A 12,164-nucleotide genomic window follows, 5' to 3' on the forward strand; every position below is an offset into this window, starting at 1 on the left:
GGCCGGGAGCTGTATCCGTTATCGCGCCCTACCTTATAGCAGCAGGCGCATTCAGGTCGACACCCGGTTCTGCACGAAATTTTTCAATGCAGAACCCACTGGGCATCACGACCAACCAGCGAGGCCTAGGCCTCGCAAATCAGCGGTAGTGCAAAAAGACGTTGTCGCGGCCGAACTGGTCACGCAATGCTTGAATCAGACTGTCAGCCGGCTCGATTCGCCAGCCCTCACCAAACTGTAACTGCGCCTTGGCATCGATGCCGCTGTAGTCGACAGTGATCGGACACGCGCCACGATAGCGACCACACAACTCGGCCAACCAACGCAGGCGATCACCCTGCAAAGCACTACTGGAGACTTTAATCCGCAAGCTGTCAGCCAAGCCAGTTCGCGCCTCCTCAAGACTCATCACCCGCTTAGCGCGCAGTCGTAGGCCGCCTGAGAAGTCATCATTACTCACCTCCCCTTCCACCACCACCAAAGCATCGGTTTGCAGCAGCGCTTGTGCGGTATTGAACGCCTCGGCAAACAACGAGGCCTCGATCCGCCCAGAGCGGTCATCGAGGGTGATGAAGCCCATTTTGTCGCCTTTTTTGTTCTTCATCACCCGCAGGTTAACCACCAGCCCGGCAATCGTCTGATCCCCCCGCGCAGGCTTAAGGTCGACAATGCGCTGACGGGCAAAGCGCCGCACCTCACCTTCATATTCATCGATCGGATGGCCAGTCAGGTACAGACCCAGGGTGTCTTTCTCGCCTTTAAGGCGCTCTTTCAGCGTTAGATCACGGGCCCGCAGATGATTGAGATAGACATCGGCCTCGGCATCAGCAAACACCCCGCCGAACAGGTCCATATGGCCACTGTCATGGCTACGCGCGGTTTGCTCGGCAGCCTGCACCGCCTCTTCCATCGCCGCCAGCAACACCGCGCGATTGCGGTCGATATTGGCTTTATAGGCTTTCAGCTCTTCATGGAAGTGCGGCCCCAGACGATCCAGCGCGCCGCTGCGAATCAATGCTTCAAGGGTGCGTTTATTGATGCGCTTAAGGTCAACCCGCGAGCAGAAGTCGAACAGGTCCTTGAACGGACCGTCCTGACGCGCCTCGACAATGGCCTCCACTGGCCCTTCGCCGACGCCCTTGATCGCCCCAAGGCCGTAAACAATCCAGCCCTCGTTATTGACCGTGAACTTGTACTCAGAGATGTTCACATCCGGCGCATCGAGGCGCAGCTTCATGCTGCGACATTCCTCGATCAGGGTGACCACTTTATCGGTGTTGTGCATATCTGCCGACAACACCGCCGCCATAAAGGCCGCTGAGTGGTGAGCCTTAAGCCAGGCCGTCTGATACGACAACAAGCCATAAGCGGCCGAGTGCGACTTGTTAAAGCCGTAACCAGCGAATTTTTCCACCAGATCGAAGATGTTGCCCGCCAGGTTCGCGTCGATACCGTTATTGGCGCAACCCTCGATAAAGCCGCCGCGCTGCTTGGCCATCTCCTCGGGTTTTTTCTTACCCATGGCGCGGCGCAGCATGTCCGCACCGCCGAGGGTGTACCCGGCCATCACCTGAGCAATCTGCATCACCTGTTCTTGATACAGAATGATGCCGTACGTCGGCTTGAGCACCGGCTCCAGGCCCGCGTACTGGTAGTCCTGATGCGGATAGGAAATCGGCTCACGACCGTGCTTACGGTTGATAAAGTCGTCCACCATGCCCGACTGCAGCGGCCCCGGACGGAACAGGGCCACCAGGGCGATCATGTCTTCCAGGCAGTCCGGCTTGAGCTTTTTGATCAGCTCTTTCATGCCGCGCGATTCAAGCTGGAACACCGCGGTGGTTTCAGCCTTCTGCAGCATGCTGAACGTCGGTTTGTCGTCCAGCGGGATAAAGTCGATATTCAGGTCAGGCAGGCCCTGCTTGGCCTGCTCGCGGTTGATGGTTTCCATCGCCCATTTGATGATGGTCAGAGTACGCAGGCCGAGGAAGTCGAACTTCACCAGGCCGGCAGATTCCACGTCATCTTTATCGAACTGGGTGACCAGGCCACCGCCTTCGTCATCGCAGGCAATCGGCGAGAAGTCAGTCAGCTTGGTCGGCGCGATTACCACACCACCCGCGTGCTTACCGGTACCGCGACAAATACCTTCGAGACGAAGCGACATCTCCCAGATCTCGCGGGCGTCCTCATCGACCTTGAGAAAGTCGCGCAGCGGCTCTTCCATCTCGTAGGCTTTTTCCAGAGTCATGCCGACTTCGAAGGGGATCATCTTCGACAGGCGATCTGCCAGGCCATAGGACTTACCCTGGGCCCGCGCCACGTCACGCACCACCGCCTTGGCCGCCATGGTGCCGAAGGTGATGATCTGGCTTACCGCGTTGCGACCGTATTTTTCGGCCACGTAGTCGATCACCCGGTCACGACCGTCCATGCAAAAGTCGACGTCGAAGTCGGGCATGGAGACCCGTTCCGGGTTGAGAAAACGTTCGAACAGCAGGTCATAGGCCAGCGGGTCAAGGTCGGTGATCTTCTGCACATAGGCCACCAGCGAACCGGCACCCGACCCACGGCCAGGACCGACCGGCACGCCGTTATTCTTCGCCCACTTGATGAAGTCCATTACGATCAGGAAGTAACCGGGGAAGCCCATCTGGATGATGATATCCAGCTCGAAATTCAACCGTTCAATGTAAACCTGGCGCTTTTCTTCATAGTTCGGTGTGGTGTCTTTCGGCCACAGCACCGCCAGGCGTTCCTCAAGCCCCTCGAAGGAAACCTGACGGAAGTACTCGTCCATGGTCAACCCAGCCGGTACGGGGAAGTCCGGTAGGAAGTACTTGCCCAGCTGAACCTCGATATTGCAGCGCTTGGCAATCTCGATGGTGTTTTCCAGCGCTTCCGGCAAATCACTGAACAGCGCAGCCATTTCCTCCGGGCTCTTCAGGTACTGCTGGTCGGAATAGGTGCGCAGCCGGCGTGGGTCGTCCAGGCTGCGGCCCTCGCCAATACACACGCGAGTCTCGTGGGCGGCAAAATCATCTTCTTTGATAAAGCGCACATCATTGGTCGCCACCAGCGGCGCACCGAGCTTGTCGGCCAGCGCCACCGCCGCATGCACGTGCTCTTCATCGTTGACCCGGTTGGTGCGCTGCACTTCGAGATAGAAGCGCTCAGGAAATACCGCCATCCACTCCTGCAGCAAGGCCTCGGCGGTGGCCTGCTCGCCATCCAGCAGGGCATGACCAACCTCGCCTTCCTTGGCGCCGGACAACGCAATCAGCCCCTCGGCGGCGGCCTTGACCCAGTCGCGCTGAATGATCACCAGATCATTACTCTGCCCTTCACTCCAGCCCCGCGAGACCAGTTCGGTGAGGTTGCGATAACCCTTGGCGTTCATCGCCAACAGGGTCATGCGGCTCAGCGGACCGTCTTCCTCGGCGCTGGCCAGCCAGATGTCAGCGCCGCAGATCGGCTTGATACCGCCGCCCATGGCCGCCTTATAGAACTTCACCAACGAGCACATATTGCTCATGTCGGTCACTGCTACGGCCGGCATGCCGGCAGCCGCCACCGACTTGATCAGTGGCTTGACCCGCACCAAGCCATCGACCAGGGAAAACTCGGTATGCAAACGCAGGTGGACGAACGAGGCGGTCATGGCAGTCCTATACAAAACACAAAAACGACAAGGCCCGGATTGTACCGGGCCTAGGTGCAAACAGCAGCAAGCAGCATGGGTTAAGGCCAGCCTAGCTATCCAACAACGCCTTTACCGGGCCGAACGAGCGGCGATGGATCGGTGTTGGCCCCAGGCGACGTAACGCCTCAAGGTGCACCGGCGTGGGATAGCCCTTGTGCCCAGCAATCCCGTAGCCCGGGTATTGCTGATCAAGCTGCTGCATCTCGCGGTCACGGCTGACCTTGGCCAAGATCGAGGCGGCGGCAATGGCCGGCACCTGGCTATCACCTTTAACCACCGCAGCACTGGGTACTTGGAGCACGGGGCAGCGGTTACCGTCGATCAGCGCCAGTTTGGGCGTAACACTCAAGCCCTCGACCGCGCGCTGCATAGCCAGCATGGTGGCCTGCAAAATGTTCAGCTGATCGATCTCTTCCACTTCCGCCCGGGCAATGCACCAGGCCAGGGCTTTCTCACGGATTTCATCGAAGAGTTTTTCCCGACGCGCCTCAGTTAGCTTCTTCGAGTCGTTGAGGCAAAGAATAGGCCGCGCCGGATCGAGAATCACCGCCGCGGTTACCACTGCGCCACAAAGCGGGCCACGGCCCACTTCATCGACCCCAGCGACCAGTTCTTGCACCAGGGTAAAATCCAGTCCCAATTGCATCAGCCGCGGCCTGTCAGCTGCAGGACAGCCTGGGCAGCCTGGAGCGAAGCATCACGGCGCAGCGCGCGATGAATCACATCAAAGCCTTCAGTCTGTACTTCGCCGCCGTCCAGCAGCGGAGCAAGCAATTGCGCCAGCGCCTCAGGTGTCGCCGCATCCTGAATCAATTCAGGCACCAACAAACGCTCAGCCAACAAATTCGGCAGCGAGATGTAAGCACTGCTCACCAGGCGTTTGAGGATGCGATAGGTCATCGGCGCGACCTTGTAGGCCACCACCATGGGACGCTTGTACAGCAGCGCCTCAAGGGTCGCCGTACCGGAAGCAATTAACACCGCATCGCAAGCAGCCAGCGCCTCATGGGAGCGACCGTTGAGCAGCGTCAGCGGCAGATCACGGCCGACCAGCATGTGCTCAATCTGTGCACGGCGCTCCGGGCTGGAACAGGGCAAAACAAACTGAATACCGGGGCGCAAGGTACGTAAACGTACCGCCGCATCAAGGAACAGACCGCCCAGGCGCGACACTTCACCGCCACGACTGCCCGGCATCAAGGCGACCACCGGCTGATCACTGGCCAGGTTCAGCGCCTCACGTGCCGCCGCACGGTCCGCCTGCTGCGGAATGGTATCGGCCAACGGATGACCAACAAACCGTACTGGCACCTGATGGTCTTGGTAGAACTGCGCCTCGAATGGAAACAGGGTCAGCATCAGGTCGCAGGCTTTACGAATTTTCAGCACGCGCTTCTGCCGCCAGGCCCACACGGATGGGCTGACGTAATGTACGGTCTTGATTCCGGCCTGACGCAGCTTGAGTTCAAGCGTCAGGTTGAAATCCGGCGCATCAATGCCGATACACACATCCGGCTTGGCCGCGATCAAGGTATTGATCAGGCGTTTGCGCCGCGACAGCAATTCGGGAAGACGGCCCAGCACCTCGACCAACCCCATCACCGACAAGCGCTCCATCGGGAAATAAGAGTTCAGTCCCTGGACCTGCATCAGCGGGCCACCGACACCGATAAATTCGATTGCAGGGTACTGGGCTTTTAGCGCCTGCATCAGCCCGGCACCAAGAATATCGCCAGACGCCTCGCCGGCGACCAGCGCGACACGCATCAGGTCAGTCATAAATTATCGGGTAATGCCGCGGCTCGAGGCCAGAATGGAGTCGCGGAAAATCGCGACCTCGGGGAATGCGCTTGCCGACTCGGCCAGCTCGCTCATCGCCTGGTCAACCGTGAGCCCCTGGCGATAGACAATTTTGTAGGCGCGACGCAGAGCTGCAATAGCCTCAGGGCTAAAACCACGACGACGCATGCCTTCGAAGTTCATGCTGCGCGCTTCGGCCGGATTGCCGAACACGGTGACAAACGCCGGCACATCCTTGCCAATCGCCGTGCCCATGCCGGAAAAGCTGTGCGCACCGATGCGGCAGAACTGATGCACCAGGGTGTAGCCAGACAGAATCGCCCAGTCATCGACCCATACATGCCCGGCCAACGCGGTGTTGTTGACCAAGATGCAATGGTTGCCGATCACGCTGTCATGGCCAATGTGGGCATAAGCCATGATCAGGTTGTGGTCGCCAAGGGTGGTTTCGCTGCGATCCTGCACGGTGCCGCGATGGATGGTGACACCCTCACGAATCACGTTGTGATCGCCAATGACCAGACGAGTTGCCTCTCCCTGGTACTTGAGATCGGGAGTGTCTTCACCCACAGAGGAGAACTGGTAGATGCGGTTATGTTTACCGATCCGCGTCGGCCCCTTGAGGATCACATGGGGGCCGATCACTGTACCCTCGCCAATTTCTACATCGGCCCCGACTATCGACCAAGGGCCGACGACTACGTCGTCAGCCAGCTTGGCGCTGGGATCGATGATGGCGCGAGGGTCAATCAAACTCATAGTTTGCGTTCCGCACAGATGATTTCTGCCGAGCAGACTTCCTTGCCGTCGACACTGGCCTTGCACTCAAACTTCCAGATACTGCGCTTACTGCTCAGGTAGCGGGCTTCGAGGATCAGTTGATCACCCGGCACCACGGGCTGGCGAAAGCGTAGCTTGTCGGAGCCGACAAAGTAATACAGGGTGCCATCGGATGGCTTCAGATCCATCATCTTGAAGCCCAGAATACCGGCCGCTTGGGCCATGGCTTCGATGATCAACACGCCCGGCATAATCGGGTGCTCAGGAAAATGCCCGTTGAAGAACGGCTCATTGATGCTGACATTCTTGTAGGCGCGAATTCGCTTGCCTTCAATATCCAGCTCAGCCACACGATCCACCAAAAGGAACGGATAGCGGTGCGGCAAGTATTCGCGAATCTGGTTGATGTCCATCATGTGCAGAGAAGCCTGTAAGAGAAAAAAGAGAAGCCGGTAAATACCGGCTCAGGCATCAGATGAAGTGTCAGCGGCAGAGGTCACGGCGGCCAGCTGCTTTTCCAACTGTTGCAGGCGTCGCGCCATGTCATCCAACTGACGAATCCGTGCCGCGCTCTTGCGCCATTCAGCCGCTGGCTGCATGGCAGTACCCGACGAATAGGAGCCGGGTTCGGTGATTGAGCGGGTGACCATGGTCATACCGGTGACGAACACGTTGTCGCACACCTCAATATGCCCAACCATGCCGACACCGCCGGCGATCATGCAGTTCTTGCCGATTTTAGTGCTGCCAGAAATCCCCGCACAGCCCGCCATGGCAGTGTTATCACCAATCTGCACGTTGTGCGCGATCATGATCTGATTATCCAGCTTGACCCCATTACCAATCAGCGTGTCCGACAACGCGCCACGGTCTACGGTGGTGTTGGCACCGATCTCGACATCATCGCCAATGGTGACGCCACCGATCTGCGCGATTTTCTGCCAAACGCCCTTCTCGTTAGCAAAGCCGAAGCCCTCGCCACCGATCACTGCGCCGGATTGAATCACCACACGTTTGCCGATCCGCACATCGTGATACAGCGTGACGCGCGGGGCTAACCAGCCGCCCTCACCGATCACCGAGCGCGCGCCGATAACGCAGTGCGCACCGACGGTTACGCCAGCGGCAATCTGCGCGCCACTCTCGATCACCGCATAAGCACCAATGCTCGCACTGGCATCGACCTGCGCGTCCGCCGCTACCACAGCGCTCGGATGAACACCCGACACAGCCCGCGGTTTGCGATCAAACAGATGAGAGAGTTCGGCATACGCCAGGTAGGGATTGGCCACAACCAGCGCATTACCGGCATAGCCTTCGGCGTCGGCCGCAGTTAACAGCACCGCACCTGCCTGACAGCCCGAGAGAAACTTACGGTATTGCGCATTGGCGAGAAAGCTCAGCTGCTCAGGGCCTGCCTCCTGCAAAGTGGCCAAACCGCTGATCGGCTGGTCTTCGGCGCCACGCAAGGTGGCACCTAAGCGCTCGGCCAACTGGCCAAGGGAATAAACCGGCATGCTCATGATCAGCGCAGCTTGTTCATGCGCTCGATAACCTGACGGGTGATGTCGAACTGAGGTTTGACATCAATCACCGCACCACGCTCCAGCACCAGGTCGAAGTTACCGGTTTTGATGACTTCTTCGACGGCTTTATCCAGGTTCGGCTTAAGCTTTTTCAGCATCTCGCGATCAGCCACCGCTTTGGACTCATTCAATTCCTTGGACTGGAACTGGAAGTCACGGGCTTTTTGCTTGAATTCAAGTTCCAGCCGCTCGCGCTCTGCGGTCTGCATTTTTTCACCGTCTTTGACCAGACGATCCTGAATGCGCTTGGCATCGCTTTCCAGGGTTTTCAGCTTGTTCAGCTGTGGGCCGAATTTCTTCTCAGCATCCACCGCATAACGCTTGGCCGCATCAGACTCCAGCAAAGCCATCTGATAGTTCAATACCGCGACTTTCATCTCGGCAAACGCCGGAGTCGCCAGCAGGGCAACGCTTAACAAAACCAGCTGAGTCAACTTACGCACGGTGCAACTCCTGCAAAACTGTTGATATTCAATAATCTGACGCTTAGAACGTCTGACCGAGAGAGAACTGGAAAATCTGCGTATCGGCATCATCCGGCTTGATGATTGGCATGGCCAAACTAAAGCTCAACGGCCCCAGTGCGGTAATCCACGTCAGACCAACGCCCACCGAGCTGGCCAAGTTACCCGGATCAATGCTGCTGCAATCATCCTGGGAGCTGCCGCAATTGGTGTCAAACACGTTGCCCACGTCCCAGAACAGCGCGGTACGCAGGGAGCGCTGATCTTTCACGAACGGCATTGGGAACAGCAATTCGGCGCCGCCTTGAATCAGCACATTACCGCCGAATGGCAGCGGATCTTGGTCCGGATCGAATGCTGTACCTGGGTTAGTACCTTTGCTCGGCGTGCTACGCGGCCCCAGGCTGCTGTCCTTGAAGCCACGCACGGAGTTGAAACCACCGGCGTAGTAGTTTTCATAAAACGGCAACTCGCTGGTCGAACCATAGCTTTCGCCATAACCCAACTGGCTATGCAGGCGCAGGGTATAGGTATCACTCAGCGGTTTGAAAATCTGCCCGCGGTAATCCACTTTAAAGAAGGACAGGTCGCTGCCCGGCACCGTCGTTTCAAACACCAAACTTTGTGAATGACCACGGTTAGCCAGCACGCCACGGTTCAGCGTCGACTCCGACCAGCCGACCGAAGCTTTAAGGTTCAGGTAGCTGTCACCTTCAGCTTCGATAAAGTCGAAAATTTCGTCAACGGTATAGATACCGGTGCCAATACTGTCGTTCTGTACGGTTAAGCCATAGGTCAGACGCGAGGTGTCACTGATCGGATAACCAATGCTGACGCCCGCACCGTAGCTGTCCACCGAGTAGCTGGACACATCGGTGTTCAGCTCGTCGTAATCCGTCTCACGGAAGAAGGCGTTGTAGCCCAAGCTAACGCCGTCTGGCGTCCAGTAAGGGTCCACAAAACCGAAGTTGTAGCTGCTCTGGTATTCGCTGCGGGTCAGGCCCACGCTGACCTTGTTACCGGTACCGAGGAAGTTGTTCTGGGTGATCGAGCCACCCAGAATAAGACCGGCGTTCTGGGCAAAACCGACGCTAGCAGTGATCGAGCCAGAGGCCTGCTCTTCAACGCTATAGTTGACGTCAATTTGATCGTCAGTGCCCGGCACTTGCGGGGTTTCGACGTTCACTTCTTTGAAATAGCCCAAGCGTTCCAGGCGGGTTTTCGACTGATCGATCAAATAAGTCGACGCCCAGCCGCCTTCCATCTGGCGCATTTCACGGCGCAACACATCATCTTCTGTCTTGGTGTTACCGCGGAAGTTGATCCGGTTGACGTAAGCACGCTTGCCCGGGTCGACCACAAAGGTAATGGACACGGTGCCATCATCATTGGCTTCCGGCACACCATTGACGTTGGCGAAGGTATAGCCCTCGTTACCCAGGCGACGGGTGATCAGCTCGGACGTGGTGGTCATCACTTTGCGCGAGAACACCTGGCCTTGCTGAACCAGCAACAAGGCGCGCACTTCTTCTTCCGGTACCTTCAATTCACCGCTGAGTTTGACCTCACCTACGGTGAATTTCTCGCCTTCATCCACGTTGACCGTGACGTAGACGTGCTTTTTGTCCGGGGTAATGGACACCTGGGTGGAGCTGATATCCATGTTGATATAGCCACGATCCAGATAATAGGAGCGCAGGCGTTCCAAGTCGCCGGAGAGCTTTTCACGGGCGTACTTGTCGTCATTCTTGAAGAAGGACAGCCAGTTGGTGGTTTTCAACTCAAACAGACCGATCAGGTCTTCATCGGAGAAAACCGAGTTACCCACCACGTTGATGTGCTGAATGGCGGCAACTGAACCTTCGTTGATGTTGATCTTCAGCGCCACGCGGTTACGCGGCTGCGGGATTACTTCGGCTTCGATTTCAGCAGAATAACGGCCCTGCGCCACATACTGACGCTGCAACTCATTACGCACGCCTTCGAGCGTGGCGCGCTGGAAAATCTCACCTTCAGCCAGGCCCGACTGATTCAAGCCTTTGAGCAAGTCTTCACTGCTGATGGCCTTGTTACCCTCGATCTCGATACCGGAAATCGACGGCCGCTCAACCACGGTAATCACCAGTACATCGCCATCACGGCCAAGCTGGATGTCCTGGAAGAAACCGGTTTTGAACAGTTCGCGAGTGGCTTCGACTAAGGCGCGGTCATCAGCTTGCGCGCCGACATTAAGCGGCAAGGCACCGAATACGCTACCCGCAGAGACGCGCTGCAGACCGGTGACCCGAATATCGGAGATGGTGAAGGACTCGGCGTGAACTTCGGTGATCATCAGTGCGGCAAGCACCGCAGGTAGCAGCAGACGTTTCATGAAGTCCTTTCTTATATCAACTGACAATAAAAAATCTGCCGCTTAAGGCGACACTTTTTGTACATACGGAGAGCGTAATTCAGCGCTAGCTACAGGCGACTCAAGTCATTGATCAGGGCCAGCAACATAACCCCGACCACCAGACTGATGCCAATCTGCATCCCCCAACCCTGTATCCGTTCCGACAGTGGACGACCACGCACCCACTCGACCAGATAAAACAGCAGATGCCCCCCATCCAGCACAGGGATAGGCAGCAAATTAAGAACCCCCAGGCTAATGCTCAGGTAGGCGAGGAATTTCAGGAAATCACTCAACCCCGACTCAGCAGAAGCGCCCGCCACTTTAGCAATGGTTATCGGCCCGCTCAAGTTTTTTACCGAGAGCTCACCAAACAGCATTTTCTTCAGGGAATTAAGGGTTAGAACACTCATCGTCCAGGTGTTTTTCGCACCTTCGCCGATGGCTTCTAAAGGGCCGTAGCTGACTTCGCGCAACATCTCCGGCGGCCACTCGCCGCCGGCTGCGCCAGCGCCCAAGTAACCACTCAGCGCCTCGCCTTCCCCGCGCGCCGCCAGGGTCAGCGGCACATCCAGCTGCTGACCTTGGCGCTCAACTCGCAGGGTGATTGTTTTACCTGGCAAACCCCGAACCTGATCGACCAACTGCTGCCAATCCGCCAAAGACTGCCCATCAAGCGCGAGCAGACGATCGCCGACCTGCAAGCCTGCAGCGGCGCCAGGCCCTTCAGAATCAAGCTGCGCCAGCACGGGCTGCAGCACCGGGCGCCATGGGCGAATACCCAGCGACGCAATAGGGTCTGGCTCATCAGCGCCGCGCAACCAGTTGTCCAGCACGATTTGCCGTGAACTGTCGACCGACGAACCCGGCTCGCGTACCGCAAGATCCAGGCGACCACTTTCACCCAAACGACTGACCAACTGCAGGTTAACCGCCGCCCAGCCAGTGGTCGGTTGACCATCAATCGCGACGATCTCCTGCCCCGCCTGCAAACCGGCAACCTCAGCCAGGCTGCCCGACTCAACTGCACCAATAACCGGGCGCACCTGCAGGCTGCCAAGCATGGCCACGACCCAGAAGAACAACAGCGCCAGAAGGAAGTTGGCGACGGGCCCGGCCGCAACAATGGCGATACGCTGCTTGACCGACTTGCGATTGAACGACTGATCGAGCAATTCCGGCGGTACATCACCTTCACGCTCATCGAGCATTTTCACGTAGCCGCCCAGCGGGATGGCGGCCACAACAAATTCGGTGCCGTGGCGGTCCTGCCAGCGCAGCAGCGGGCTGCCAAAACCCACCGAGAAGCGCAGCACCTTAACCCCACAGCGGCGCGCGACCCAGAAGTGGCCATATTCATGAATAGTTACCAGCACCCCAAGCGCCACCAAGGTACCAACCAACATATAAAGCGCACTCATCAAACTTCTCCGCGCCGG

The 12,164-nt window shown here is 57.7% G+C and carries 9 protein-coding genes; all 9 read right to left on the reverse strand.

Annotation, left to right across the window (positions count from 1 at the left end; all coding sequences use genetic code 11):
- Positions 1 to 139: 139 nt before the first annotated feature.
- Positions 140 to 3,661, reverse strand: a complete 3,522-nt coding sequence (gene dnaE / locus N1078_RS03360; RefSeq protein WP_274086787.1) for a DNA polymerase III subunit alpha — start codon at positions 3,659 to 3,661, stop codon at positions 140 to 142.
- Between the two features lie 91 nt (positions 3,662 to 3,752).
- Positions 3,753 to 4,349: a ribonuclease HII gene (gene rnhB / locus N1078_RS03365; protein ID WP_274086788.1), complete on the reverse strand. Its 597-nt coding sequence runs from the start codon at positions 4,347 to 4,349 to the stop codon at positions 3,753 to 3,755.
- Entirely contained in the window at positions 4,349 to 5,482 is a 1,134-nt protein-coding gene (gene lpxB, locus N1078_RS03370) for a lipid-A-disaccharide synthase (protein WP_274086789.1), read from the reverse strand. Before lpxB ends, rnhB begins: the two co-directional genes overlap by 1 nt.
- 3 nt (positions 5,483 to 5,485) lie before the next feature.
- Complete coding sequence (lpxA, locus tag N1078_RS03375) at positions 5,486 to 6,262, reverse strand: acyl-ACP--UDP-N-acetylglucosamine O-acyltransferase (protein ID WP_274086790.1); 777 nt, start codon at positions 6,260 to 6,262, stop codon at positions 5,486 to 5,488.
- Complete coding sequence (gene fabZ / locus N1078_RS03380) at positions 6,259 to 6,699, reverse strand: 3-hydroxyacyl-ACP dehydratase FabZ (RefSeq protein WP_160015687.1); 441 nt, start codon at positions 6,697 to 6,699, stop codon at positions 6,259 to 6,261. Before fabZ ends, lpxA begins: the two co-directional genes overlap by 4 nt.
- A 48-nt stretch (positions 6,700 to 6,747) precedes the next feature.
- On the reverse strand, positions 6,748 to 7,809 hold the full coding sequence (gene lpxD / locus N1078_RS03385; protein WP_274086993.1) for a UDP-3-O-(3-hydroxymyristoyl)glucosamine N-acyltransferase: 1,062 nt from the start codon (positions 7,807 to 7,809) through the stop codon (positions 6,748 to 6,750).
- Positions 7,809 to 8,312 (reverse strand): OmpH family outer membrane protein, encoded by a 504-nt coding sequence (locus tag N1078_RS03390; RefSeq protein ID WP_090238860.1) that lies wholly within the window; start codon positions 8,310 to 8,312, stop codon positions 7,809 to 7,811. The genes lpxD and N1078_RS03390 overlap by 1 nt, the downstream gene beginning before the upstream one ends.
- A gap of 43 nt (positions 8,313 to 8,355) precedes the next feature.
- Positions 8,356 to 10,704: an outer membrane protein assembly factor BamA gene (gene bamA, locus N1078_RS03395; RefSeq protein ID WP_274086791.1), complete on the reverse strand. Its 2,349-nt coding sequence runs from the start codon at positions 10,702 to 10,704 to the stop codon at positions 8,356 to 8,358.
- A gap of 89 nt (positions 10,705 to 10,793) precedes the next feature.
- Positions 10,794 to 12,146, reverse strand: coding sequence for a sigma E protease regulator RseP (gene rseP / locus N1078_RS03400; protein ID WP_274086792.1), 1,353 nt, complete (start codon positions 12,144 to 12,146; stop codon positions 10,794 to 10,796).
- Positions 12,147 to 12,164 lie beyond the last annotated feature (18 nt).

Origin of the sequence: Pseudomonas sp. MIL19 (genome assembly GCF_028680365.1) — a bacterium.
Taxonomy (GTDB): domain Bacteria; phylum Pseudomonadota; class Gammaproteobacteria; order Pseudomonadales; family Pseudomonadaceae; genus Aquipseudomonas; species Aquipseudomonas spirodelae.

What these genes read in the sequence shown, in the direction of transcription:
- dnaE (WP_274086787.1), bottom strand. Translation starts at nt 3,661, where the DNA reads ATGACCGCCTCGTTCGTCCACCTGCGTTTGCATACCGAGTTTTCCCTG.
- fabZ (WP_160015687.1), bottom strand. Translation starts at nt 6,699, where the DNA reads ATGATGGACATCAACCAGATTCGCGAATACTTGCCGCACCGCTATCCG.
- lpxB (WP_274086789.1), bottom strand. Translation starts at nt 5,482, where the DNA reads ATGACTGACCTGATGCGTGTCGCGCTGGTCGCCGGCGAGGCGTCTGGC.
- rnhB (WP_274086788.1), bottom strand. Translation starts at nt 4,349, where the DNA reads ATGCAATTGGGACTGGATTTTACCCTGGTGCAAGAACTGGTCGCTGGG.
- lpxA (WP_274086790.1), bottom strand. Translation starts at nt 6,262, where the DNA reads ATGAGTTTGATTGACCCTCGCGCCATCATCGATCCCAGCGCCAAGCTG.
- rseP (WP_274086792.1), bottom strand. Translation starts at nt 12,146, where the DNA reads ATGAGTGCGCTTTATATGTTGGTTGGTACCTTGGTGGCGCTTGGGGTG.
- bamA (WP_274086791.1), bottom strand. Translation starts at nt 10,704, where the DNA reads ATGAAACGTCTGCTGCTACCTGCGGTGCTTGCCGCACTGATGATCACC.